At 72.7% G+C, this 23947-nt stretch carries 25 protein-coding genes and 2 tRNA genes; 14 read left to right on the plus strand and 13 right to left on the minus strand.

What is annotated here, in order from left to right:
• Window positions 1-5 precede the first annotated feature (5 nt).
• Genes AB1673_06850 through AB1673_06860 form a run of 3 tightly spaced genes read left to right on the plus strand, consistent with a single transcriptional unit; the run spans window position 6 to window position 1933 of the window.
• Window positions 6-359 (plus strand): hypothetical protein, encoded by a 354-nt coding sequence (locus AB1673_06850; GenBank protein ID MEW6153692.1) that lies wholly within the window; start codon window positions 6-8, stop codon window positions 357-359.
• Between the two features lie 3 nt (window positions 360-362).
• Window positions 363-1457, plus strand: coding sequence for an MSMEG_0568 family radical SAM protein (locus tag AB1673_06855; GenBank protein MEW6153693.1), 1095 nt, complete (start codon window positions 363-365; stop codon window positions 1455-1457).
• A complete protein-coding gene (locus tag AB1673_06860) occupies window positions 1454-1933 on the plus strand; it encodes an MSMEG_0567/Sll0786 family nitrogen starvation N-acetyltransferase (GenBank protein ID MEW6153694.1) in 480 nt (159 codons plus the stop codon). Before AB1673_06855 ends, AB1673_06860 begins: the two co-directional genes overlap by 4 nt.
• Here the strand turns inward: AB1673_06860 and AB1673_06865 are convergent.
• Entirely contained in the window at window positions 1917-2891 is a 975-nt protein-coding gene (locus tag AB1673_06865; protein MEW6153695.1) for an AIR synthase related protein, read from the minus strand. The genes AB1673_06860 and AB1673_06865 overlap by 17 nt on opposite strands.
• A 47-nt stretch (window positions 2892-2938) precedes the next feature.
• Between AB1673_06865 and AB1673_06870 the strand changes: the two genes are divergently transcribed.
• Genes AB1673_06870 through AB1673_06905 form a run of 8 tightly spaced genes read left to right on the plus strand, consistent with a single transcriptional unit; the run spans window position 2939 to window position 10853 of the window.
• Window positions 2939-3724, plus strand: coding sequence for a phosphosulfolactate synthase (locus tag AB1673_06870; protein ID MEW6153696.1), 786 nt, complete (start codon window positions 2939-2941; stop codon window positions 3722-3724).
• Window positions 3721-4611, plus strand: a complete 891-nt coding sequence (locus AB1673_06875; GenBank protein ID MEW6153697.1) for a hypothetical protein — start codon at window positions 3721-3723, stop codon at window positions 4609-4611. Before AB1673_06870 ends, AB1673_06875 begins: the two co-directional genes overlap by 4 nt.
• Window positions 4596-5945 carry an adenylosuccinate lyase family protein gene (locus AB1673_06880; protein MEW6153698.1) on the plus strand — a complete coding sequence of 450 codons (1350 nt, stop codon included), beginning with the start codon at window positions 4596-4598 and terminating at the stop codon, window positions 5943-5945. The genes AB1673_06875 and AB1673_06880 overlap by 16 nt, the downstream gene beginning before the upstream one ends.
• Window positions 5942-6937, plus strand: a complete 996-nt coding sequence (locus AB1673_06885; protein MEW6153699.1) for a pyridoxal-phosphate dependent enzyme — start codon at window positions 5942-5944, stop codon at window positions 6935-6937. Before AB1673_06880 ends, AB1673_06885 begins: the two co-directional genes overlap by 4 nt.
• Window positions 6934-8436: an argininosuccinate lyase gene (locus AB1673_06890; GenBank protein ID MEW6153700.1), complete on the plus strand. Its 1503-nt coding sequence runs from the start codon at window positions 6934-6936 to the stop codon at window positions 8434-8436. Before AB1673_06885 ends, AB1673_06890 begins: the two co-directional genes overlap by 4 nt.
• On the plus strand, window positions 8433-9836 hold the full coding sequence (locus AB1673_06895; GenBank protein MEW6153701.1) for a DUF1116 domain-containing protein: 1404 nt from the start codon (window positions 8433-8435) through the stop codon (window positions 9834-9836). Before AB1673_06890 ends, AB1673_06895 begins: the two co-directional genes overlap by 4 nt.
• A gap of 10 nt (window positions 9837-9846) precedes the next feature.
• Window positions 9847-10659, plus strand: a complete 813-nt coding sequence (locus AB1673_06900) for a DUF2877 domain-containing protein (GenBank protein MEW6153702.1) — start codon at window positions 9847-9849, stop codon at window positions 10657-10659.
• Entirely contained in the window at window positions 10656-10853 is a 198-nt protein-coding gene (locus AB1673_06905; protein MEW6153703.1) for a hypothetical protein, read from the plus strand. The genes AB1673_06900 and AB1673_06905 overlap by 4 nt, the downstream gene beginning before the upstream one ends.
• Here AB1673_06905 and AB1673_06910 read toward each other — a convergent pair.
• From AB1673_06910 to AB1673_06940, 7 genes are all read right to left on the minus strand, one after another.
• Window positions 10837-11283 (minus strand): OsmC family protein, encoded by a 447-nt coding sequence (locus tag AB1673_06910; GenBank protein ID MEW6153704.1) that lies wholly within the window; start codon window positions 11281-11283, stop codon window positions 10837-10839. The two genes, AB1673_06905 and AB1673_06910, sit on opposite strands and share 17 nt — an antisense overlap.
• On the minus strand, window positions 11246-11650 hold the full coding sequence (locus AB1673_06915) for a nitrile hydratase accessory protein (GenBank protein ID MEW6153705.1): 405 nt from the start codon (window positions 11648-11650) through the stop codon (window positions 11246-11248). The genes AB1673_06910 and AB1673_06915 overlap by 38 nt, the downstream gene beginning before the upstream one ends.
• Window positions 11647-12246, minus strand: a complete 600-nt coding sequence (gene nthA / locus AB1673_06920; protein MEW6153706.1) for a nitrile hydratase subunit alpha — start codon at window positions 12244-12246, stop codon at window positions 11647-11649. The genes AB1673_06915 and nthA overlap by 4 nt, the downstream gene beginning before the upstream one ends.
• A complete protein-coding gene (gene nthB / locus AB1673_06925) occupies window positions 12243-12908 on the minus strand; it encodes a nitrile hydratase subunit beta (protein ID MEW6153707.1) in 666 nt (221 codons plus the stop codon). The genes nthA and nthB overlap by 4 nt, the downstream gene beginning before the upstream one ends.
• 84 nt (window positions 12909-12992) lie before the next feature.
• Window positions 12993-13481 (minus strand): MSMEG_0572/Sll0783 family nitrogen starvation response protein, encoded by a 489-nt coding sequence (locus tag AB1673_06930; protein ID MEW6153708.1) that lies wholly within the window; start codon window positions 13479-13481, stop codon window positions 12993-12995.
• On the minus strand, window positions 13482-13796 hold the full coding sequence (locus AB1673_06935) for a hypothetical protein (GenBank protein MEW6153709.1): 315 nt from the start codon (window positions 13794-13796) through the stop codon (window positions 13482-13484).
• A 2-nt stretch (window positions 13797-13798) separates the two neighbouring features.
• Window positions 13799-15136: an FAD-dependent oxidoreductase gene (locus AB1673_06940; GenBank protein MEW6153710.1), complete on the minus strand. Its 1338-nt coding sequence runs from the start codon at window positions 15134-15136 to the stop codon at window positions 13799-13801.
• 85 nt (window positions 15137-15221) lie between these two features.
• Between AB1673_06940 and AB1673_06945 the strand changes: the two genes are divergently transcribed.
• Window positions 15222-15866 carry a cupin domain-containing protein gene (locus tag AB1673_06945; protein MEW6153711.1) on the plus strand — a complete coding sequence of 215 codons (645 nt, stop codon included), beginning with the start codon at window positions 15222-15224 and terminating at the stop codon, window positions 15864-15866.
• Between the two features lie 3 nt (window positions 15867-15869).
• Complete coding sequence (locus tag AB1673_06950; protein MEW6153712.1) at window positions 15870-16838, plus strand: LnmK family bifunctional acyltransferase/decarboxylase; 969 nt, start codon at window positions 15870-15872, stop codon at window positions 16836-16838.
• Here the strand turns inward: AB1673_06950 and AB1673_06955 are convergent.
• The 3 genes from AB1673_06955 to AB1673_06965 form a co-directional block, all read right to left on the minus strand.
• Window positions 16818-20006, minus strand: a complete 3189-nt coding sequence (locus tag AB1673_06955) for an AAA family ATPase (GenBank protein ID MEW6153713.1) — start codon at window positions 20004-20006, stop codon at window positions 16818-16820. The genes AB1673_06950 and AB1673_06955 overlap by 21 nt on opposite strands.
• 166 nt (window positions 20007-20172) lie before the next feature.
• Window positions 20173-20248: transfer RNA gene (locus tag AB1673_06960), tRNA-Glu, on the minus strand.
• A gap of 24 nt (window positions 20249-20272) precedes the next feature.
• A tRNA-Gln gene (locus tag AB1673_06965) sits at window positions 20273-20347 on the minus strand.
• A gap of 68 nt (window positions 20348-20415) precedes the next feature.
• Here AB1673_06965 and AB1673_06970 point away from each other — a divergent pair.
• Window positions 20416-21864: an NADH-ubiquinone oxidoreductase-F iron-sulfur binding region domain-containing protein gene (locus AB1673_06970; GenBank protein MEW6153714.1), complete on the plus strand. Its 1449-nt coding sequence runs from the start codon at window positions 20416-20418 to the stop codon at window positions 21862-21864.
• A gap of 31 nt (window positions 21865-21895) precedes the next feature.
• On the opposite strand, the gene AB1673_06975 is transcribed toward AB1673_06970, so the two are convergent.
• Complete coding sequence (locus tag AB1673_06975) at window positions 21896-22537, minus strand: YdcF family protein (GenBank protein ID MEW6153715.1); 642 nt, start codon at window positions 22535-22537, stop codon at window positions 21896-21898.
• Complete coding sequence (gene gltX / locus AB1673_06980; protein MEW6153716.1) at window positions 22534-23946, minus strand: glutamate--tRNA ligase; 1413 nt, start codon at window positions 23944-23946, stop codon at window positions 22534-22536. The genes AB1673_06975 and gltX overlap by 4 nt, the downstream gene beginning before the upstream one ends.
• Between the last annotated feature and the right edge of the window lies 1 nt (window position 23947).

The raw sequence follows: 23947 nt of genomic DNA on the forward strand, positions 1-23947 counted from the left end.
CGCCGATGAGCGGCCCGCCGGCCCCGCCGGTCCCACCCAGCCCGTTCTCTGACCCCGAGGTGCCGGGCGAGGTCCTCTACCGGTGGTTCCAGGCCGAGGAGCGCCTCTACCCTGTGGCCATGGTGATGCCCGAGCGTTACCAGGAGGCCGTGCGCCTGGTCGGGCGGCTGGCCGAGCAGCTCCGGGCGTCCTGCCCTGACATCCCCAGCCTCGTCACGGCCGATGCCGAGGCCCGGGACGCAGCGCAACGGCTCGCCTCCCACGACCCGGCCATGGCCGAGGACCTCGACCTGTCCCTGGTGGCCGGCGCGGCATGCTCGATCCGCTACCGGGAGCTGGCCGCTCAGCGCCGGGGCTGAACCGTGGACCTGGGCCACCTCATCACCGACCTGCAGAGCCGGGGCCTCCGTGTGGAGGCGCAGATGGAGGCCCGTCACGGCGGCGCCGGGCCCAGCGACTCGGGGATGCTGTGGATCGAAGGCGTGGCCGTGACCGTCCCGACCGACAACGCCCTCGCCCACGCCTCGCCTTATGTCCTGCGCCCCGAGGACGAGGGCTACGGCATCTACCGCGACGGTGAACGGCTGGCCGCCGCCACGGCCACGCCCCGGCCCCGCTACTACGACCTCTCGACGGCCGACGGGACCCCGTACTGGAAGATCGCCCTGCTTCACCTCGACTCGCTGGCCAGCACCGTCTTGCAGACCTGCGCCTACTGGGGGAACTCCGACCAGTGCCAGTTCTGCGGTATCGGCCTGTCGTTGGACGGCCGGCGCACCATCGCCAAGAAGCGCCCCGAGCAGCTGGCCGAGGTGGCGGTGGCGGCCAAGGAGCTCGACGGCGCGGTCGACGCCACCCTGACCACCGGCAGCACCGCGGGGGCCGACAAGGGAGCGCTGTACGTGGCCACCTGCGGCGCGGCCGTCAAGGAGGCGGCCGGGCTACCGGTCGAGGTGCAGTTCGAGCCGCCCGACGACCTCGACGTGATCGACCGCGTCCACGACCTGGGGATCGACTCGGTGGGCATCCACGTCGAGTCGTTCGACCCCGTGGTGCTGGCCCGGGTGGCCCCGGCCAAGGCCCGCACCGGCATCGAGGGGTACTTCGCGGCCTGGGAGCGGGCGGTCAGCCTGTTCGGCGAGGGCCAGGTGTCGACCTATGTGATCCTCGGCATGGGGGAGGACGCCCAGCTCACCGTGGAGGGGTGCCGGCGGGCCATCGACGCGGGCGTCTACCCCTTCGTGGTCCCGTTGCGGCCCATCGCCGGCAGCCTGATGGGGGACTTCATGCCCCCCTCGGCCGAGTACACCGAGAGCATCTACCGGCGGGTGGTGCCCTACCTGCGGGAGCGGGGCCTGGACACCAAAGGCGTGGCTGCCGGGTGCGCCCGCTGCCAGGCGTGCTCGGCCATGGCCACCGTCGAGAAGCTCCTCACGATCAGCCCGTCGCGGTCTTGAGCACCGCCGCCGACGTCCGCAGCCGCCGTTCGTGCCGGATCGCCACCCGGCCCGACGAACTGGCCGTCCACTACGGGATCCGCCACCGCGTGTTCGTGGAAGAACAGGGCCTGTTCGACGGCTCCGACATCGACAGTTGGGACGCGGTGGCGGGCGCCGTCCACGTCCTCGGCCTGTGGGACGACGAGCCCGTCGGCGCCGTGCGCCTGTTCCCTCTCGACCCGTCCACCGACTTGTGGCAGGGCGACCGCCTGGCCGTGCTGGCCAGGTACCGGGTCCGCAACCTGGGGATGCCCCTGGTCAAGTTCGCGGTGGCCACCGCCGCGGCCCGGGGTGGGCGGGAGATGGTGGCCCACGTCCAGCTACCGAACGTCGCCTTCTTCGAGCGCATCGGCTGGCACACCTACGGCGCGGTCGAGACCTACGTCGGGGTCGAGCACCAGCCCATGGCCATCGACCTCAGCCCGTACCGCTGAGGCCCGTCACCGGCTCGGCCGCGAGGTCGACCACGACGGCCGGACGGGCCCCGGCCGCGGTCACAGCCACCACGCCCGTGTCGTCGAGCGTCCCGATGACGGCCACCTCTATGGCCCGGTCGCGGAACGGCCGGGCGCATTCCTCCTCCCGCCCGGGTGGGACGCACAGCAGGAAGCCGTAGCAGGGGAACGCCAGGAGCCATGTGACCAGGTCGGCCCCGGGCGGCCGCGGGACGGCCTCGAGGTCGATGGTGACTCCCAGGCCCTGGCACTCGACCAGCATGGCCGTGGAGCCGACGATGCCGGCCATGCTCACGTCCTTGGCGGCCACGCACGCCCCTCGGTCGGCCACGTCGGCCAGGAGCCGGACGTCGGCCGCCAGCCGGTCGCCCCGCTCGGCGAAGGAGGCGAAGAAGGGGAAGTCTTCGCGCATGCGGCCCTCGGTAACGCACGCCAGCATCAGGCGTTGGCCGGCGGCCGCGTTGCGGACCGAGAGGACGCGGTTGGCCTCCCGTACCCGGCCCAACCCGAAAGCCGACACGGAGGCCGGCCCGTCGCGGACCGTGAGGTGCCCGCCCACCACGGGGACGTCGTAGAGCACCGAGGCGTGGCGCATGCCCTCCAGCACGGAGCGGGCCACGGGCTCGGGGGCCACCACCGTGTCCACGATGGCCAGCGGGACGGCGCCCATGGCCGCCAGGTCGTTGACGTTGGCCAGCACGGCGGCGGCGCCCGCGCCGAACGGGTCGCGCGCCACGAATGCAGGCGCCATGGCCTCGCCGCCCACGGTGAGGACCAGGCCGCCGACCTCCACCACCGCGCCGTCGTCGCCCGGCCCGTGGGCCCAGTCGGTGGCACCCAGGACCTCGGTGACGAGGCCGATGCCGGCCTTGTCCCGCAGGCCCGGATGGGCCCGCAGGCGGGCGGCCACCGCCTCCACGTCCCATCGACCGGGCATCCCTCATCCTTGCACTAAAGTAAACGTCTCTCTACCATAAGAGGAGAATGGGCCCACCGCCGTTCCGCCTGGACCTGCCTCCACGAGCGCCCCGACCCCGCCGGACGGGGCTCACCCACGTGCTCGACAAGGGTATGCCGGCGACCCAGCTGGCCGGCGTCCTGGAGTCGTGCGGGGCGTTCGTGGACGTGTGGAAGTTCGGCTGGGGCACGGCCTACGTCGACCCGCTGCTCGCCGGCAAGCTCGCCCTCCTGCGGGCCCACGACGTCCTCGGCTGCCTGGGGGGCACGCTCTTGGAGGTGGCCTGGGCACAAGGGCGGGCCGACGAGTACCTGGCCTGGGCCCGGGAGTTGGGCGTCCCGAGCGTGGAGGTCTCCCGCGGGGCCGTGCCTATGGGCGAGGACGACAAGGACCGGCTGATCCGCTCCGCGGTCGAAGCCGGGTTCGTCGTCCTGTCGGAGGTGGGCAGCAAGAGCGCCTCCTCCCAGCCTTTGCCCGACCAGTGGGGCAAGGAGGTGGAGCGCGACCTCGACGCCGGGGCCACCTGGGTCCTGGCCGAGGGGCGCGAGAGCGGGACGGTCGGCATCTACGACCACGCCGGGCGGGTACGAGAGGACGTCGTCGACGCCGTGGTGGACGCGGGCGGGGTGGGAAGGGTCGTGTTCGAGGCGCCCGCCAAGGACCAGCAGGCGTGGTTCATCCGCTGCTTCGGCTCGGACGTCAACCTGGCCAACGTCGCCCCTGCCGAGATCCTCGGCCTGGAGACCCTGCGCCTGGGCCTGCGGGCGGACACCATCGGGCTGTCGCGGCCCCCGGCGGTGCGCCGGCGATGAACACCGTCCCCGGCCAGTACCGGAAGGTCTCGGTCGCCCGGGTCGACGTTGCCCTCACCGTGGACGGCCTCACCGGCCACTTCCTGGGACGGGAGGTGTACCGCCACACCCGGTTCGTCGTGGTGCGCGACGGCCACGGCGCGACCGCGCTGGTCGAGGTGGACAAGCCGGCCCGCGGCGACCTGTTCTCTCCGGTGACGTCGGTGACCGTGCGGGCTCTGCCCGCCGACTGCGTGTACGTGGTCGCCCCCGACGCCGACACCGGCGTCCCCAGTGCGCTGGCGGCGGTGGCCCGCGACCAGGGCAACGGCGCTCGCTGCGTAGTGGTCGAGGGCCGCTACGACCACGTGAGCTTCATCCTCGACCCCGCCCCGGTGCGGGTGCGGGTGGGCGACGTCGTGCCGCCGATGCCGGCCAAGCTGGTCGACCAGGCCCGGCGGGTCCTCGACCTGGCCGAGGACCTGGCCCCTGTGGAGCTGGTGCCCGAGGTGGTGGACATGGCCGACCTGGCCCGGGCCGGCGGTCAGGGCCGGGCCGACCACTACCTGCTGCCGTGCCGGGCCTCGGGGTTCGAGCTCGACGGCGCCCAGGTCTCGTTCCTCGACGAGCGGCCGCCCCGGGCCGACTGGACGCTCATCGGCTGTGAACGGTCCCGTTCCATCCATCAGTGGTTCTACGGCGACCTGCCCGCCGGTCCCATCGAGACCTGCCCCCGCAAGCTCTTCACCGGTCCCGGCCCCCTGCTGACCAAGTGCTGCCTGCTGGAGAACGAGAACTGCACCGACGGCGACACCGTGGTGGTGCCCTGGGGCGCCTCGCTCGACCTGGTGCGCCAGGCCGTCACCGACCTGTCTAGGACCGGGGAGCCGGCGTGGGCGCCCGCCTGAGCGACTCCCGCCTGTACAGCCACCTGTGGGGCACCGACGAGCTGCGAGGGCTGTTCGACGAGGAGGCCCGGCTCCAGCGCTGGCTCGACATCGTCGCCGCCCTGGCCCGGGCCCAGGCCAAGCTCGGGATCATCCCCGCGGCGTCGGCCGAGGAGATCACCCGCTCGGCCAGGGTGGAGCGCCTCGACCTGGACCTCGTGGCCGAGGAGACCCGCCGCACCTCGCACTCCACCCTGGGGCTCATCCACGGCCTCCAGCGGGTGCTGCCCTCGCCCGCCCGCGACCACGTCTACGTCGGCACGACCGTGCAGGACGTCACCGATACGTGGACGGCGCTGACGATGGCGGCCGTAGGACAGACCGTGTGGCGGGACCTGCGGGCCATCGAGGACCTGCTCATCGACCTGGCGGTGGCCCACCGGGGCACCCTGATGGTGGGGCGCACGCACGGCCAGCCCGGGGCGCCCATCACCTTCGGCTTCAAGGCGGCCTCATGGGCCGACGAGGTCCGCCGCCACCTGGCCCGCCTGGCCGACGCCAGGCCCCGGTGGCTGGTGGGCCAGCTCGGCGGCGCAGTGGGCGCCCTCGGGTTCTTCGGGGCCGACGGGCCGGCGCTGCGGGCCGCCTTCTGCGCCGAGCTCGGCCTCGGTGAACCGGCCATCTCGTGGTTGACCGCCCGCGACCGGGTAGCCGAGTTCGGCACTGTGCTGGCGATGGTGAGCTCGACCCTGGCCCGCATCGGCACCGAGGTCTACGAGCTCCAGCGGCCCGAGATCGGCGAGCTGCGCGAGCCCACGACAGCCTCGGCGGTGGGCAGCATCACCATGCCCCACAAGCGCAACCCCGAGGCCAGCGAGCACCTCGACACCCTCTCCCGACTGGTGCGGGCCAACGCCGGCGTGCTGCTCGACGGCATGGTCGGCGCCCACGAGCGAGACGGACGGGCGTGGAAGGCCGAGTGGGTGGCCTTTCCGGAGGTTTGCCTGCTCACCGGCTCGGCCCTCGCGGTCGCCATCGGGCTGCTGTCGGGGCTGGAGGTGGACGCCGAGGCCATGGCCACCCGGGCGTCGGCTGCGGAGTCGCGGGCCGGTTCGGAACGGGCCCTGTCCATCCTCACCCGGCGGCTGGGGCGAAACGAGGCCCAGGACGCCCTTCACCAGGCGCTGCAACCGGGTGCCCTCCACCCGCCCGACCTGGCCCAGGCCGGGCTCCTGACCGACGACGAACTGGGATCCCTGGCCGCCCCCGCCCTTGACGGCGCGCGGGCGATGGTGGACGAGGTGGTGGCGCGCGCCCGGGCCGCCCGCCGGGGCGAGCCTGAGATATGGGCGTGAACGGACCTCCCTGGGGTCGGTTGCCCCGGTTCCCCCTGGCCGCGCTCCCTACCCCCCTGGTGCGGGCCCGGCATCTGGAGGCCCGGGTCGCCCGCGGCCGGCGGGGCCCGATCGTCCTCGTCAAGCGCGACGACCTCAGCGGCTTCGCGGCCGCCGGCCACAAGGCCCGCCAGCTCGAGTACCTGGTGGGCGCGGCGCTGGCCGAGGGGTGCGACGTCCTGGTCACGGGCGGGGGGCCGAGCTCGAACTGGTGCCCGGCAGCCGCCGTGGCGGCCCGGGTGGCCGGCCTCGAATGCCAGCTGGTCTCGTTCGGCACCCGGCCCGAGCGCACCCATCCCAACCTGGCCGCCTCGCTGGCCAGCGGGGCCGAGGTCCGGTTCACGGGCGATCCCGACCGCGACAACTTGGAGGCGGCCATCGTGGCGGCCGCCGACGACCTGCGGGCTGCCGGCCGGCGCCCGTTCGCCGTGCCCCGGGGTGGTGCCAGCCCCCTCGGGGCCGTGGGCATGGTCGCGGCGGCCTACGAACTAGCCGTCCAGCTCGGCGACCTCGAGGCCACGGCCGTCGTGGTGGCCACCGGGTCGGGCGGGGCCTGCGCCGGGCTGGCCGCGGCCGGGCGCTTCCCGGTCGTCGGCGCCTCGGTCAGCCGTCCCCTCGACGAGGCCGCCGCCCAGGTCGGGCGGCTGGCCCAGGCCTCGGCGTCCCTGCTCGGCCTCCCGGCGCCCACCCCGCCGGAGCTGTTCGACGTGCGGGGGCCGGGCTTCGGCGTCGCCTCCGACGAGGGCGAGGCGGCCGCCACCGTCGCCCTCCACACCGAGGGGCTGCTGCTCGACCCGACGTACACGGCTAAGGCGTTCGCCCTCCTGCTCCGGCTGGCCGAGGCCGATGACGGCCACCCGAGCCCGGGACCGCTGGTCTTCTGGCACACGGGCGGGCTGCTCTCGGCCGCCGACCACCTGGCGCGTACGGCCGCCGTGGGAGCCGGTGCATGAGGACCTTTGGCCCGGCCACGTCGGGTCCCGCCCCCGAACTGGTCGAGTCGGGTTTCGCCCTCGAGAACGCCGACGCCCCCCTTCTCCATCGTGGCCTCAACCTGGCCGACATGGCCCACGTCCTGGACCTGCGCAGCCAGCAAGTCATCCCCGACGACGCCGCCCGCCAGCTCCTCGGGCTGCTCCTCGAGGTCCACGAGATGCCGGCCGAGGAGTTCCCCTACGACCCGTCGTTCGGGGAGGCGTACAACTCCCGGGAACGGTACTTCGTCTCCCGTCTGGGCGACACGGCTGGCTGGCTGCACGCCGGCCGGCCCCGGCGGGAGGCCACCCGGATCGCCCTGCGGCTACTGCTGCGCCGCCAGTTGGTCGAGGTGCTCGCCGACGCCGCCCGGCTGGCCGACAGCATGGCCGATCAGGCGGCCGCCCACGTGGGCTCGGTGATGCCCGACCAGACCTACCTCCAGCAGGCCCAGCCGTCCACGTTCGGCCATTACATCCTCTCGTTCGCCTACCCGACCCTGCGCGACAGCCGGCGCCTGCTCGACGCCGTGTCCTGGGTGAACGCCAGCCCGGGCGGGGCCGGGTGTGTCAACGGCAGCCGGCTGTTGGCCGACCGGGAACTGCTGGCCGACCTGCTCGGGTTCGACGGCGTGATCGAACACACCCGCGACGCCATGTGGCAGGTCGACGGGCTCATCCACATCATGGGCACCACGGCCAGCATGCTCTCCAACCAGAGCAAGTTGGCCGAGGACCTGGAGATCTGGTCGAGCAGCGAGTTCGACTACGTGGACCTCGACCCTGGCTTCACCCGGGCCAGCGTGCTCATGCCCCAGAAGCGCAACCCGTACTCGCTGTCGATCGTGCGGGGTGCCCACGGCATCCTCATCGGGCGGCTGTCCGGCTTCCTGGCCGTGGTCAAGAGCCCCTCGGCCCGCAGCGACAACTTGATCTTCGCCTACGGCGAGGTCCCCCGGTCCCTCGATCTGGCCGCCCGCGTCACCCGCCTGATGGGCGGGGTCGTCCGCACCTTGGCGGTCAACACCGACCGCATGGCCGATGCCCTGCGCGACGGGTTCACCCAGGCCACCGACCTGGCCGAACACATCGTCACGACCACCGGCATCGACTACCGCACGGCCTACCTGGTCGTGGGCCAGGCCGTGCGGGTGGCCAGCGCGGCCGGGCTGCGGGGGGTGGACATCACGGGCGAGATGCTCGACCGGGCGGCCACGGACCTGCGGGGCCAGCCGCTGGGGCTGGCGGGCGCCGACCTCACCGACGTGCTCGACCCCCGCCAGATCGTCGCCACCCGGTCCGCCCCGGGCGGGGCCGCGCCGTCGGCCGTCGAGGCCATGGTGGGCACGTGCCGGGCCGAGGCGGCCGAGGTCCTGGCCGAGGCCATGAGGCGCCAGGGGGACTTCGACCACGCCGAGGAGCTGCTCGTGGAACGGGCCGTGGCCGAGGCGCACGGCCGGCAGGAGGTTGCCCAGTGAAGCTGCCCACCGACATCGAGGTTGTGAACGTCGGCCTCCCGCTGTTCGCCGACGCCGTCCGCCAGCAGGGCCGGCCGGTGGTGCAGGTCGACTGGCGCATCCCCGCGGGCGGGGACCTCGAACTGGTGGCCGCCCTGAGCCGGCTCTACGGCCGTCACGGGGCGGCCATCGACGAGGCCAATGCGGAGGTCGCCCGGCGGTTGGACCAGGGTTCGCCCAAGTTGGTGGGCCTCGAGCGGGCACTCGACGTCCTGCCCGGTGTCGACGACCGAACGGTCATCCACTGCGGCCCGGCCATCGGCTGGACCGACATGTGCGACCCCCTGCGCCGGTCGGTCCGGGCCGCGGTAATGGCCGAGGGGTGGGCGGCGACGCCCGCCGAGGTGGACGGGCTGATGGCGCGCCACGGGGTACGGCTGGAGCCGGCCAACCACCACGGGGCCGTCGTGCCCATGGCCAGCGCCATCGGCCCTACCGCGCCGATGCTCGTCGTGGAGAACGAGGCCGGCGGTACCCGCGCCTTCTCGGCCCTCAACCAGGGCCCGGGTGAAGTGGCCTGGTTCGGGCGGGAGACTCCCGCGGCCGTGGACCGGCTGGTCTTCCTACGGGAGGTGGCCGGTCCGCTGCTGGCCGAGTGCCTGCGCCACTCGGGGCCGCTCGACGTGTTCACCCTGGCGGCCCAGGGACTGCAGATGGGCGACGACCTGCACATGCGCACCCAGGCCACGACCAACCTGTTCGTGCGGGCCCTGCTGCCCCACCTGATGGGGCTCGAAGACCGGCGACGGGCCGACCTGGGCCGCTTCCTCTCCACCGACCACCTGTTCTTCCTGAACGTGGCCATGGCCGGGGCCAAGTCGCTCACCCTGTGGGCCGAACAGGTACAGGGATCGAGCGTGGTCACCACCATGGCCCGCAACGGCACGACCTACGGGGTCCGCCTGCCAGGCTCGCAGCGTTGGTTCGTCACCGCCTCGCCGCCCATCGGCCAGGCCCTCTACTACCCCGGTTACGGTCCCGAGCACGGCGCCCCCGACATCGGCGACAGCGCCGTGCTGGAGCTGGTCGGCCTGGGCGGTTCGGCGGCCGCCGCCTCGCCCGCGGTGGCCGCCTTCGTCGGCGGCACCATGGCCGACGCCATCGCCTCGACCGAGGCCATGGACCACGTGTGCGTGGCCCGCAGCACCCGGTTCAAGCTGCCGTTGCTCGACTTCCGCGGCTCACCGGTGGCCGTCGACGTCCGCAAGGTGGTCGAACTGGGCATCACACCCAAGGTCAACACCGGCATCCTCCACGCCCACGACGGCTCCGGACAGGTCGGCGCGGGTGTGGCCGAGGCCCCCATCGCCTGCTTCCGCGAGGCGTTGCTGGACCTCGACCGCCGCCTGTCCTCGTCCTGATGAGGCGCTAGTGCTCGAACTGGGCCTGGGCGCCCGAGAGGCGCTCTCGGTGCCCGGCACGGGCACCGTGATCGGGGCCTACACCAAGGCCGCCTACGTCCGGGTGCCGGGCGGGCTGTTCGCCCTCACCACACGCGACGTGGCCTCCGGTCCCCTGCACGCCCGCACCGACCTGCCCGTCGCGCGCCTCGGCGTGGGCGACCGGGTTGTGGTCACGCCGAGGCTGCTCCAGGCCGGGCCGCTCCTGTTCGACCTCCGGGCGGCCACCGTCTGGCGGGGCCGCCTCCCCCAGGTCGGCCCCCCGGGCCACGCCGGCACCGCCGGCCGCGGAGTCGACGTCCCGGGCCTGGCCCGCCGCCTGGGCGGGGCCGGTCCCGGGCTCACACCCGCGGGTGACGACGCCCTGGCCGGGGTCCTCCTCGTGGCCCGGCTCCACGGTGGTCAGCCGGCCGAGGAGGGCCTCGTGGGGATCGCGGCCGCCGTCCCCACCAACGACATCTCCCGGGCCTTCCTCGTTTGGGCGGCCCGGGGCCAGAGCACCGAGCCCGTCCACCAGTTCCTCCTGACCGGCGACCCCCACCACCTGGGCACCGTGCGGGCCATGGGGCACACCTCCGGAGCGGCCTTGGCTGACGGCCTCATGTACGCATTGCACGCTTTTGCAAGGCCCGTGCAACAGGACGTCGCAGGCTGCGGGGTACCAGCCGAACCCCGAGGAGGTCCCGCGTGGCCCGGACGATTCTCACTCTCCGCCCCACCACTGTCTGCCCGTGCTGGTTCGCCACCGCCGCCCCAGCCCACCACGACCGGCTGGTCCGGGTGACGACCGACCTGACCGCGACCCTGGACCTGGTGGAGATGGCCGTCACCTGGGCCGAGCTCGACTACAGCCACGAGGACGTCATCCCGCCCCGGCGCTGGCTGGAGTTCGCGGCCGAGCACGAGTGGGAAGACCCCGACGTGGCCGAACGGCTCTTCAGCGCGGCCGCCGAGATCGCCCTCAGGCGGGCGGGTTGACGACGACCTCGACCTCGTTCAGCGTACGAAGGGTGTTGGACACGTAACACACGGCCTTGGCCCGCTCAACCAGGCGGTCCAGCTCCTCCCGCTCGTGGCTGGAGGTGACCTCGACCCGGAGATGGGAGAACTTGGGGCCGTCGTAGGCGCCCACGACCAGCACGGCCAGGTCGGCCAGCTCGATGCCGCGCTTGCGCCCGACGTGGGCCACGGCGAGGGCGAAGCACGACCCCAGCGAGGCCAGGAAGAGGTCGGTCGGCTGCGGCCCGGTGCCCTCCCCTCCGGCGTGCTCCGGCTCGTCCACCCGTACCTCGAACTCACCGGCCGTGACCCGGCAGCGGTAGCCGCCCTCCCATACGGCGTATACCGAGCGCGAGCTCGAGGGCGGACGCTCAGCCGTGCTCGTGGCCGTGCCCGTGCTCGTGCCCACTGGCATGATCGTGACCGTGCCCGCCGGCATGATCGTGACCGGCCGGGCGCTCGGCCAGCTCACCGGCCCGGGCCTCCAGCTCACCGGCGCCCACGACGCCCCTGCCGGCCAACACCCGCTCCAGGGCGGTGAGCCAGCAGCGGTAGTAGCTCCAGCACTCGTCGCCCTCGCGCTCCCAACCGCCGACGGCGGCGATGAGCTCACGACGGAAGTCCTCCCAGTCGATGGTCCCGGCGTCGTGGAGGGCCATGGCCAGCCCGAACGCCCGGCTCTCCCACGGGGCCGCGAAGACCAGCTCGCCGTTGCTCCGGGGGGGCGCCCCCGGCCCCTCGATGTCCAGCACCGCGCCCGGCGACGGGACAGTCATGGAGCCGCCACCTTGGCCACCCCGACCATGGCGTCGCGCGTCACCAGCGAGGCCAGGTCTTCCTCGCTCATCCCCTCGGTGCCCGCCGGCCGTTCGGGCAGCACCATGTAGCGCACCTCCGAACTGCTGTCCCATACCCGCAGCTCGATGTCGTCGCCCAACTCCAGCCCCATCTCGGCCAGCAGGGCCCGGGGGTCGCGCACCATCCGCGACCGGTAGGCGGGGTCCTTGTACCAGCCCGGGGGCAGGCCCAGCACCGGCCACGGGTAACAGGAGCACAGCGTGCAGACGACGACGTTGTGCACCGACGGCGTGTTCTCCAGTACGACGATGTGCTCGCCCTGGGGGCCCTTGAAGCCCAGTTCGGCGATCGAACCCGTGCCGTCCTCCAGCAGGCGGGCCTTGTAGTCAGGGTCGGCCCAGGCGTGGGCCACGACCTTGGCGCCGTTCATGGGGCCGACGTCCTGCTCGTACATCTTGATGAACTTGTCCATGAGGGAGGGGTCGACGATCCCCCGCTCCACCAGGATCGATTCGAGAGCCTCCGTCCGCAGCTCGATGGGCAGGCGTTCGGCGGTGGTGTCCGACGTGGTCACGGCGCGGCCTCCAGATAGGACTCGTACAGGTCGAACCTCAGGGTGAACTTCTCGGCGTCCTCGCCCCACAGCTCAGTCGAGCCGAACTCGACGTTGTAGACGTGCTGGGGGTTCTCCCCCAGGAAGTGGGCGTTGGTGTCGGGCAGCACCTGGGCGGGCAGGACGAGGCGCACGACACCCGCCCGCCCGCGCACGTAGCGGGCCAGCCGGGTGTGGCCCGTCGGGTGGATGTCGCGCGCCCGCACCCGGTCCCCCACCGCGAACTTGGGCGGGTCGTCGATCTGGCGGATCGACCCGGCCGCCGTGGGCTGGTAGTCGGGCTTGTCGGGCTCGGGGACGGGCGGCTCCTCCACGTCCTCGCCCCGCAGCTTGCGGGCCCGGGCGTCGACCGCCCCGGGGGCGATGATCGACGATCCCACCAGCAGGTTCTCGGTCATCTTGAGCCAGCGGCCGTAGTAGCCGTAGGCCAGGTAGTCGATGGGGTGCTGGCGGTTCAGGCCGTGGCGGAACGTGTCGAGGTTGGTGCCCGAGATCCGCATCGACAGCAGCGCCATGGCGAACGCCCGCTTCTCCCACTCCTCATGGAAAGGCGGGTCGTCGGGCGGGTCGAGGCTGACGCGGCCGAAACCCTGCAGCCCGCCCATGTCGGCGACGGTGTCCAACGTCGCACCTCCTTCAAACGAAAGGGAGAGACGCCCCCCGACCGTGGCGGCCGGGGGGCGCTCCCGGTGATCGGCGACGAGTGGTCAGACGGTCCAGGTGTTGATCTGGAACGCCCCGGCCCGCCAGGCGGTCAGCGCCGAGTCGAGCACGTCCAGCGGGTGGAAGGCCTTCACGCCATCGATGAGGTCGTCCTCCCGGAAGCCGTAGAGCGCGCCCATGGCGAAGCGGCAGGCGTAGACGTTCGCTCCCTCCTTGAGGAGGGTCTTGATCTGGTTGTTGATGGCCATGTGCCCGGGGAAGGCCTCCTGGCCGACAGCCGGGAAGCCCCGGGTGCCTGACGCCAGCAGGACGCCCGGCCCGTAGAGGATGATGTTGACCTCGAACCCCTTGCGCACCAGCCGGGTCGAGGTCAGCAGGTTCACCAGCGCGACCGAACCCTCGTAGGGGACGGTGTGTATGAAGACGAAGGCCCGCTCGCCGGGGTTGGCCTTGATGTCTTCGAACAGCTTCTCGTCCGTGTCGAAAAGGACCTCGCCGTCGGCGGGGCGTTCCTGGTTGACTGTCTTCGGCATCTACTCTCCTCGTGTCTCGGTAAGGGTCTGCGGTGGGGTGGTGACTCGGCCGTCGGCGCTGACGGCCGGGGTTCCTCGTAGCGGGGGATGCGCCCAGTTCTGACGATGGCTGCCCGGCATCGCCCGGATCGTGAAGTGCCGCAGTCCCCAGGGCAGCCGGCGGTAGACGGGCGCGAAGACCTGTAGCCAGAACTTCTCCCGCACGCCCTTGGGCCGGGGCGGGCCGGCCCGCCCGTACTTGTCGGCCATCCGCCGTTGGGCGTCGACGAGCAGGTAGTGCTCGGAGTTCTGGCGGAGCCAGTGGGCGAAGGCCACCGCTACCTGCCCAGCGAGGCCAGGCCGTTCTGGGCGGCCAGCGCGATGGGCTCGTTGAGAGCCCCGATGGGTGGGGAGTAGACGTTCTCCATGGTGGCGAGGTCGTCGAGGGTGATCCCCGTACGGACGGCCATGGCCAGGAAGTCGGCCCGCTCCTTGATGCCCTCGCCCCCGACGAGCTGGGCGCCGATGAGGCGGAGCGTCCCCGGCTCGGCCAGCAGCTTGACTTTGATCTTCTTCATGTCCGGGTAGTAGCGGGCCCGGGAGATGCCCTGGGCCACGCCCATGACGAACGGGATCCCCAGGGCCGTAGCCAGCGTCTCGCCGAACGACACGCCACCGATCATCCACTTGCCGGCCACCATCCCCCAGGGGACGTACACGGGCTGGTACGCCCGCTTGCCCCCGGCCGCGTTGGTGCCCGCCACCTTGCCCTGGGCGTAGGCGTGGCTGCCGGACAGGCCCTGGATGGGGACGTCGCTCACGCCGTGGGGCAGCTCGACACAATCGCCGGCCGCGTACACGTCGGGCGCCGAGGTGGTCATGCGCTCGTCCACGATGATCCCGCCGGTGGAACCGACCTTGATGCCCGCTCCCGCCGCCATGCGGGCATTGGGCTGCTTCTTGGTGCACACGACGACCACGTCGGCCGGCAGTTCCCCGGCGTCGGTGCGCACCGCCCGCACGTGCCCTTGTCCGTCGCCCACGAACTCGCGCAGGGCCGTGTTCCAGTGCATCTTCACGCCCATCTCCGCCCAGGACTCCTCCACCGGAGCGGCGATGTCGGGGTCGGCGGCCTCGGCCAGGGCCCAGGGGTGAGGGTCGATCACGTGGGTCTCGATGCCGCGGTGGGCCAGGGCCGTGACCATCTCCAAGCCGAGGGGCGACGCCTCCACCACCACCGCCACCTTGACGGTGTCGAGCACCTTGTCCCACTCCATGGCGCTGCGGATGTTCTTTACGTAGTAGAGGCCCCCCAGCTCGGTGCCGGGGACACCCGGGTCGGCGTAGTCGAAGCCGGTACCGAGGATCAGCCGGTCCCATTGCTGGGTGCCCTCACCCTCGATGGTGACGGTCCGGGCGTCGACGTCGAACGACGAGACACGCGTCTCATAGTGGATGTCGATGCCCGCCTCCTGGTAGGACTGCTTGGTGGCCAGGAACAGCCGGTCGAAGTCGGGGATCTCCTTGCCGTGGACATAGGGGATGCCGCACGGGCTGTACGCGGCGTCCTCGTACTCGGTGTACACCACGACTTCGGCGCTACGGTCCGTCTGCTTGGCGGCGCCCGCGGCACCGATCCCCGCTGCCCCACCACCGATCACGACGATCCTGGCCACCTGCCCCCCGTCTCCTACCGCATGGACGATCCGGCTCTGACGTTTACTATACTGGACGTCGTTGGTAATGGCGTCAAGGAGGCCTATGACTGATCTCGGCGATCCGGCGCCCCGTACCGACGGGCGGGCGGGTGTGGACGGCATCGTGAGCGGCATCGGGTTGCGCCTGCGGGAGTTGCGCCTCCACCACAGCCTCTCGCTCCAGCAGTTGGCCGAACGGGCGGGCGTGTCGGCCGCCGCCATCCACAAGATCGAGCGCAACGGCATGGTCCCCACGATCACCACGCTGCTGAAGCTGGCCGACGCGTTCGACCGCCCGGTGGCCTACTTCCTCGACGACGAGAAGGCCGAGGCCGGGCCGGTGGCGTTCATCCCGGCCGACGAGCGGCCGACCGTGTTCAACTCCCGCCCGGGCGTCGAGGTCCGCGCCATCTCCGGCTCGTACCCGAAGTTCTTCCTGGCCTCGACGGTGGTCACCGTCCAGCCCGGTGCCGGCAGCGGCCCGTCACGCGCCGTCGACCAGCGGGAGGAGCTCGTACTGGTGCTCGAGGGCACTCTCCGCTTCGAGGTCGACGGCCGGGAGTACCTGCTCGAGCCAGGGGACGCCCTGCACCTGCGGACCGACGGCCCGCATCGTTGGGTGAACCCGGGAGACGGCCCGGCCCAGGCGGCCTGGACCACCCTCAAGCCGTTCGACGGCTGCCCGTTCGGATCGGGGGCGGTGAGGTAGGCCATGGCGCTGACGACCGTGCCGGTCGCCCCGTGGATCGAGGGGTTCCAGCCCTTCGACCACACCTCGGTGCGGCGTACCGAAGTCGTGCGTCCCGCCATGTGCGGGCACAACTCGTTGCTGGTCGGCCAGATCGGCGACTGGACCTGGGACGCCGTCGCCCAGGTGTGCGGCACCGACGTACTGCGGGCCGCCAGCCGCACCGGCGAGCCCGCCTACCTGTCGTTCTATTACTACCGGGTGCGTAGCAGCCCGTCGTTCCACCTGCGGACGCCGACGTTCGGCGACCGCCTGCACGTGACCTCGCAGCTCTTCGACTTCGGCAGCGAGTCCGTGCTGACCCTGCACCGCATCAGCCTCCTGGCCGGCGTAGGTGGCTTCGGGCCCGACGAGTTCTACTCGGGCACCGACAAGGACTGCCTCTATGTCGAGAACCTCAACCGGTGGATCTCCCGGCCCGACGACGGGTCCAACCGCCGTCTGGTCCCGGCCTCGCCGCCGGACTTCCGCCACCACCACCTGCCCCCGCTGCCCGAGGCCTACTCGCCCCGCCACGCCTGCCACCGCGCTCGCACCCGGCTGACGTTCCTCGACGGCGACGATCTCGACCGGCTGGAGCCCGCTGGCCCGCCCGTGGAGCTCGAGTACCGCGTCGACCCCAGCCGGGACCTCAATGGCGTGGGCCTGCTGTACTTCGCGGCCTACTTCTCGATCGTCGACTGGGGCCTGCTCCAGCTCTGGCGGGGCCTGGGCCGCAATAGCCGCTCGTTCCTCGAACGAGTGGTGGTGGACCAGCAACTCTGCTATCTCGGGAACGCTGATGCCGACAGTGCTGTGAGGGTGAGCGTCCAGCGGCGGGAAGCGGTGACCGGTGACCGCGGCCACGAGGTCGTCGACGTGGTGCTACGAGACCGTGCCGACGGGCGGCTACTGGCCGTTTGCACCCTGCGGCTACTGGCGAACCCTCGCTAACCGGCCCCGGGCCACGAAGCCGTCCCGCAACTCGGCGGGGAGCAGGGCGGCGAGGCGGTCGAACGCCTCCCGGGCCTGGCCGGGAGGTGCCACCTCGGCCAGCAGCAGGTCCGAGCCGGTGGAAGCGGCCACGGCCGCGGCCTCCTCGCACCGGCCGAGGTGGTGCAAGGCCAGCGCCTCGTACTTGCGGGAGCGGCGCTGGCGGGCCGTGTCGAGGAGGCCGTCGGCTTCGTCGGCGGCCAAGCGGCAACGCAGCTCCCGGTAGCGGAGCTCGGCCCGCCAGTGGAACGGGAGCCAGTTGGACAACAGCGGCCCCGCCTCCTCTACCAGTTGCCCGGCTGTGCCGTCGTCGCCCGCCAGCAGCGCGCATTCCGCCCGGGCCAGGATCCCGTGCAGCTCCTGCTCGATCTGAAGGCTCCCGGCGCCAACGTCGCGGGCCTCGTCGACCGCCCGCTCGGCCAGGTCACGGGCCCGGCCCTGCTGGCCGACCTCCCGCCACACCCACGACAACAATGTGTCGGTGCGGGCGCGGTAGAAGTGGACGTCGTACTCCTCCAGCAGGCGCCGCTTGCGGTCGAGCGCCCGCAGGGCACCGCCGAAGTCGCCGAGGTTGGCCCGGGCCAGGGCGGCAAAGAACAGGGCACGCAGCAGCGGTCGGAAGGAGCCGCTGCGCGTCGACTCGGCCGCCGCCTGGTCGAGGGTGCGACGGGCCTCGGCGAAGCGGTCACCGTGCTCCAGCAAGGCGCCCAGGCAGCTCAACGCCGACGCCGTGGTAGGCGCGTCGGGCTCTCGCGACAGGGCCTCTTCGTAGGCTGAGGCGGCGCCGTCGATGTCGCCTGCCCAGTGCCGGATGCGCCCCACCAGGACCAGCGCGCTGGGCAGCGCGGCGGGAGCGGCGGCTGCCGACTCGGCCAGCTCGGCGGCCCGGGCCGCCAGTTCGGAGGCGACCGCCGGGTCCCGGCCGTAGTACGCCGTCCAGCCCAGGCGCTCGAGGGCCTGGGCCTCGATGCCCTCGTCCCCGATGCCGCGGGCGATCGCCAGCGCCGCCATGTGGTCCTCGTTGGCTCCTGCGTAGTCGGCCAGCTCTTCGCGCATCTGCCCGCGACGGATGAGCGCCCGGGCTCGGGCCCCGTCGTCGCCCGCCTGCCCGGCCGCGGCGATGGCCTCGGTGAGGAGGCGCTCGGCGTCTCGGAGAGCGAACGACCGGACCGCCCGCTCCGCGGCCCCCGACCACGCGGCGTGGGCCTGGGCCCAGTCGCCGGCCGCGCCATGGTGGACGGCGGCCATCTCCGGTTTGCCCGCCAGCTTGGCCGCGGCCCTGCGGTGGCGGCTGGCCCGGATGGGTGCCGGCGTGCTGTCGTAGAGAACGTCGCGGATGATGCTGCCGGCGAAGAGGAAGCGGCTGCCGTCGGTGGTCAGCAGCCCGGCCTGTAGGGCGTGCCCCGCCCGCTGGGCCGCTTCCTCGGTGGCCAGGCCCATGAGCTCGGCCACGAAGTCCAGCTCGAAACCACCGCCGACGATCGCCGCTCCCCGCAGGAGCTCCTCGACGTCCTTGCCGGCCCGGGCCACCCGATCGAGCACCGCCGTCCGCAGCGACGGCGGCTGGCGTCCCCCCTGATCGGCCGCGGCCAGGCGCAGGGCCTCGACGACGAACTGGGCGTGACCACCGGTGCGCTCGTGCAGTTCGAGCGAGTCGACCGAGGTGGCGCCCAGGCGCTGGCGGAGCTGTTCGACGGCTGCGGGGGACAACTCCTCGAGCGCCAGGACCTCGGCGGCGTGGCCCGCAAGGGGCAGGATGCCGTCCATCTCGTCGGAGGCGACGGTGCCCACGATCAGGATCGCCCTGGTTTCGAGGCGCCCGGCGAGGAGGAAGGCCGCTTCGACGGTCGAGCGCCCGGCGTGGTGCAGATCGTCCAACACGATGAGCACGGGCTGCTCCCGGGACAGCCCCTCGAGCACGCTCGTCACCGCGCTCAGGGAATGCCGGCGCTCGATCTCGGGGGTCGAGCGCTCGTAGGGCGACTCACCGAGCAGGGGCCGGAGCTGGGGCATCAGCTCGGCCAGGGTGCCGGCCCACCGCCCGGCCAGGCGCTGGACCTTCTGGGGCTCGAGCGACGAGAGGCAGCCGGCCAGAGCTTCGAGTAGTGGCTGGAGGAACAGCGAACGTTCGGCCTCGTAACACGTCGCCCACATCACGAGCGCGCCCGTGGCCCGGGCCTCCGACGCCAGTTCGGAGGCGAGCCGGGTCTTGCCCGACCCGACCGAACCCGAGACGAGCTGGACGCCGGCCCGGCCCCGCACGGCCGCCGACCAGCGCTCGAGGAGAGCGGCCAGCTCGGCCTCCCGACCGACCAAAGACGATGAGGCGCCCGAGCCCGCATGGTTTCGGTCGAGGGCCGTCGGATCGGCGGCCGGGACCGGTTCCGAACGGACGATGGCGAGGTAGAGCCTCTCGGTCTCGGCACCCGGGCCCGCGCCCAGTTCGGTCGCCAGCGTCTCCCGCAACTCCCGGTAGGCGGTGAGGGCGGCCGCGGCGTCGCCGGCCAGGTAGAACGCCTGCATACAGGCCCGGTGGGCTTCCTCGTCCACGGGATCGGCTTCGATGGCCGCGGTGGCGGCGTCGAGGGCGGCGATCGGCTCGCCCAGCCCCAGCGCGGCCGCCCACGCCGCGTGGCGGGCCCGGCGCACGAGCCTCTCGGCCTGGCGGCGGGCGGGCTCGGCCCATGGCGCATAGGGCTCGTCGACCAGGAACGTCCCCCGCTCGAGCAGGTGGCGGGCCTGCACGGCCGCCGCTGCGGCCAGCGCCACCCGCCCGTCGCGGAGCTGGTTCTCGGCCTCGGCCACCAGCTGCTGGGCCTCGTCTTCGTCCACCCAGCAACCGGCCAGCTCCCACCGGTAACCACCCCGCCCACCGCTGATCCGTTCCGCCCCCACCACCCGCCGCAGCCGGCTGACCAGGGACGCGACGTTCTGCGCCGTACCCGGCGGGGCCCGGTCCCCCCACAGCGCGTCCACGATCGCATCGGTCGGCACGTATGCCCCGCGCCGGACCACCAGCAGCCGGGCCAGCGAGGTCGCCTTCCCTCCGGGCAAAGCCAACGGCCCGCCGGGCACGCCGAAGACCTCGAACCGCCCCATCAGTCGGACCCGGAGCTCAACCTCCGGCATCGGGTGCGCCCCCTTCCCCGGCCTACCGGGACGACCCTCAAACTACCCTTCGTCGCGCCTTACCGGCGTACGAAGGCCCCGCTCCTACCATCCAGCCCTAGGAGCGGCGGGCGGACCGCGAAGCACCCGGCGCCTTCACCTGGCTGGCTAGCTCTGGCTGGCTGGCTGGCAGTCCCAACGGGGTTCGAACCCGTGTCTCAACCTTGAGAGGGTTGTGTCCTAGGCCACTAGACGATGGGACCAGTGTCGCCGCCGCGCGCGACGGCTGGCTCGGGGGGGAGGACTCGAACCCCCAATAACAGGGCCAGAACCTGTCGTGTTGCCGATTACACCACCCCCGATCGGGCTCGACCAGCCTAGCAGTGCCTAACGCATGCCCTGCCGGGGGAAAACCCACAGCATGCCGACAGTGAACCGGGTGCTGCCCGAACGAGCATACGAGACCCTGGACGACTACGTGGCCGCGGGCGGCGGGCGAGGCCTGGAGGCGGCCCGGGCCGTGGCCCCCGAGGTGGTGATCGCCGAGATCGAGGCGTCGGGGCTGCGGGGCCGGGGCGGGGCCGGGTTCCCGACGGGCACCAAGTGGCGGACCGTGCGCGACCACCGTTCGGACCTGCTGCCCACGTCGGTGGTGGTCAACGCGGCCGAGGGTGAACCGGGGACGTTCAAGGACCGCACGATCATGCGCCTCGACCCGTACTCCGTGCTCGAGGGCGCCCTGGTGGCGGCCCACGCCGTCGGCGCGGCCATCGTGGTGGTGGCCACCAAGGCCACGTTCAGCCCGGAGGTGGCCCGGCTGCGAAGGGCGATGGCCGAGGTTCGGCGGGCGGGTTGGCTGGCGGAGGACTTCGAGCTGAGCCTGCACGAGGGCCCGAGCGAGTACCTCTACGGCGAGGAGACGGCCCTGCTGGAGTCGATCGCCGGGCGCCCGCCTTTCCCCCGCATCGCCCCGCCGTTCCGCCGGGGGGTCACCGAGGTGGTCGAGCTCGACGCCGACGACGAGAGCGGGCTGGCCGCCCCGGTCGACATGGCCGGGCCCAGCGACGGCGACGTGGCCCCGCCTACCCTGGTCGACAACGTCGAGACCCTGGCCAACGTGCCCCGGACGGTAAGCGAGGGCGCTGCTTGGTTCCGCCGGTACGGCACCGACGAGTCGCCGGGGACGATCGTATGCACCGTCACCGGTTCGGTGCGCCGCCCGGGCGTGGGCGAGGTCCCCATGGGCACGCCCCTGGCCGAGGCCATCGCCGCCATCGCCGGCGGACCGCTCGACGGGCGTCGCCTGGTCGCCGTGCTGCCCGGGGTGGCCAACGGGTACGTGCCCGCCGACCTGCTGGCCACCCCCCTGACCTACGAGGCCATGGCCGCCAACGGGAGCGGCCTGGGCTCGGCCAGCTTCCGGGCCCTCGACGACGGTGACGACGTTGTGGCGGTCACCGCTGGGGCGTCGCGGTTCCTGGCCGTGGAGTCGTGCGGGCAGTGCGTGCCCTGCAAGCAGGACGGCCTCACCCTGGCCACCATCCTCGAACGCCTGTGCCGGGGCGAGCCCGAGCCGGGCGACGTCGACGTCCTGAAGACCAGGGCGGCCACCGTCGGCGACCGCGCCCGGTGTTACCTCGCCCTCCAGCACCAGGCCGTAGTGACCAGCCTGCTCGACCGGTTCCCAGACCATGTCGAGGCCCACGCCACCCACGAAGCGCCCCCCACCGACCGCGCCCTGGTGGCCGAACTGGTCGACCTGGGCGACGGCCACGCCGCCATCGACGAGGACTTCCGCCACAAGCAGCCCGACTGGGACCACGGCCGCACCGACTCGGGCCAGGCCCCCGCCGACCGCCATGCCGAGCACCGCAGCTGACCCCGGCCGCCCGCCGGGCCCGGCGCCGGGCTCAGCGCCCCAGTAACACCACCGGTGGGGCGGCGATGCGGCGTTGGATGCCGGCCTCGCGGCGGTAGCCGATGATGCGGCCCACGGCCACCGCCGCCGTCTCGCGGAACATGTGGCGGGTGGCGCTGGCCCCGGTGATAGGGCTGGTGCGGGTGGGCGAGGCGTGGGCCTCGAGTCCCAGCTCGCCGGCGATGGCCGTGACCCGGTAGGAGTGGAAGCCGTCCGAGACCAGCAGCACGGAGTGGATGTCGCGCTCTTGCAGGAACACAGAGGCGGCGGCCAGCGACTCCCACGAGTTGGTGCCGCTGACCTCCCGCAGGATGTCCTCGTCGGGCACGCCCCGGCCCATCAGGTAGTCGGCCGAGGCGGCCGCCTCGGTGAACTCGTCCCCCGGCTGCTTTCCCCCGGTCACCACGATCACCGGGGCCAGGTCGCGCTGGTATAGGTCGAAGGCGTGGTCAAGGCGGGCCTGGAGGATGGACGAGGGCACCCCGTTGAACTGGGCCGCGCCCAGCACGACGATGGCCTGGGCGGGCCGGGCCCGGTCCTGGCGCGACGCCCACCAGACCTGGGCGAACGTGAACACGAGGTAGCCGGCCACCACCAGCCCCGCCACGATCGCGAGCTTGAGGAGCCGGATCACGAGCCCTCGAGAAGCTCCCTCGCCCGCCTCACCCGGGCCAGCACCTCGTCGCGGCCCAGGACCTCCAGGGACTCGAACAGGGGCGGGCCGACCGGACGGCCGGTCACCGCCACCCGGACGGGGGCCTGGGCCTTGCCCAGCTTGAGGCCGTGGCGCTCCCCCACCTCGGCCGTGGCTGCGTGCAGGGCGGCGGCCGTCCACTCCGCCCCGGCGTAGGCCTCGAGCACCCCGTCGAGCACGGCGGCCGCCACCGGCGCGCCCATCACCTTGTCCCAGGCGGCCTGGTCCACGGCGGGCTCTTCGAGGAACAGGAAGTCGACGGTGGCCGCCACCTCACCGAGGGTACGCACCCGTTCCTGCACGAGGGGCGCCATGGCCACGAACTTGGACAGGTCGAAGCGCTCGGGCGGCCACGGCGTGTCGGTCTCCAGCCACGGGAGCGACTCGGACACGAAGACCTCGACCGGCAAGGCCCGTATGTAAGCGGCGTTCATGTGGTCGAGCTTCTGGGTGTCGAAGAAGGCGGGCGAAGGGGTCACGTCCTCCAGGCGGAACTGGGCCACCATGTCCTCGATGGGAGCGATCTCGCCCCCCTGGCGGGGAGCCCACCCCAGCAGGGCCAGGTAGTTGCGCATGGCCTCGGGCAGGTACCCCCGCTCGCGGTACTCCTCGACGGCCACCGCGTGCTGGCGCTTGGACAGCTTGCGCCGCTGGGCGTCGACGATCAGCGGCAGGTGGGCGTAGACGGGCTCGGGCGCGGTGGTCAACGCCCGGCGCAGCATGAGCACGCGGGGGGTCGACGACAGCAGGTCCTCCCCCCGAATGACGTGGGTGATGCCCATGTCGAGGTCGTCCACGGCGTTTGGCAGGTAGAACGAGGGCGAACCGTCGGAGCGCACGATCACGAAGTCCTCGATCGTGGAGTGGGCGAAGCGGACCTGGCCCCGCACGACGTCGTCGACCACCGTCTCGCCCTCGTCGGGCGTGCGCAAGCGCAGCGCCCGGCCCGGCCCGGCCCCCAGGCCCAACTCGCGGCAGAAGCCGTCGTAGCCGGCCGGGCCCGAGGTCGCCCCCGAGCGGGCGCGTACGTCGTCGGCCGTGCACCCGCAGTAGTAGGCCCGGCCCTCGGCCACCAGGGTGGCGGCCACCTCCCGGTAGCGGTCGAGGCGGTGGGACTGGTGCACAGGCCCCTCGTCCCAGTCGATCCCCAGCCAGTGCAGGCCGGCCTCGATGGCCCGCACCGACTCCTCGGTCGAACGTGACGCGTCGGTGTCCTCGATGCGCAGCAGCAGCGTCCCCCCCGTGTGGCGGGCGTACATCCAGTTGTACAAGGCCAGTCGGGCCGTCCCGACATGGAGGTACCCGGACGGGGCCGGGGCGTAACGGACTCGAGGGGCGCTCACTGCCAGC

This window comes from Actinomycetota bacterium (assembly GCA_040754375.1).
GTDB lineage: Bacteria > Actinomycetota > Acidimicrobiia > Acidimicrobiales > AC-14 > JBFMCT01.

Bases quoted from the DNA above. Each gene is read 5' to 3' on its own strand.
- AB1673_06850 (MEW6153692.1), top strand. From the start codon at position 6: ATGAGCGGCCCGCCGGCCCCGCCGGTCCCACCCAGCCCGTTCTCTGAC.
- AB1673_06865 (MEW6153695.1), bottom strand. From the start codon at position 2,891: ATGCCCGGTCGATGGGACGTGGAGGCGGTGGCCGCCCGCCTGCGGGCC.
- AB1673_06870 (MEW6153696.1), top strand. From the start codon at position 2,939: ATGGGCCCACCGCCGTTCCGCCTGGACCTGCCTCCACGAGCGCCCCGA.
- AB1673_06875 (MEW6153697.1), top strand. From the start codon at position 3,721: ATGAACACCGTCCCCGGCCAGTACCGGAAGGTCTCGGTCGCCCGGGTC.
- AB1673_06890 (MEW6153700.1), top strand. From the start codon at position 6,934: ATGAGGACCTTTGGCCCGGCCACGTCGGGTCCCGCCCCCGAACTGGTC.
- AB1673_06915 (MEW6153705.1), bottom strand. From the start codon at position 11,650: ATGACTGTCCCGTCGCCGGGCGCGGTGCTGGACATCGAGGGGCCGGGG.
- AB1673_06930 (MEW6153708.1), bottom strand. From the start codon at position 13,481: ATGCCGAAGACAGTCAACCAGGAACGCCCCGCCGACGGCGAGGTCCTT.
- AB1673_06945 (MEW6153711.1), top strand. From the start codon at position 15,222: ATGACTGATCTCGGCGATCCGGCGCCCCGTACCGACGGGCGGGCGGGT.
- AB1673_06950 (MEW6153712.1), top strand. From the start codon at position 15,870: ATGGCGCTGACGACCGTGCCGGTCGCCCCGTGGATCGAGGGGTTCCAG.
- AB1673_06955 (MEW6153713.1), bottom strand. From the start codon at position 20,006: ATGCCGGAGGTTGAGCTCCGGGTCCGACTGATGGGGCGGTTCGAGGTC.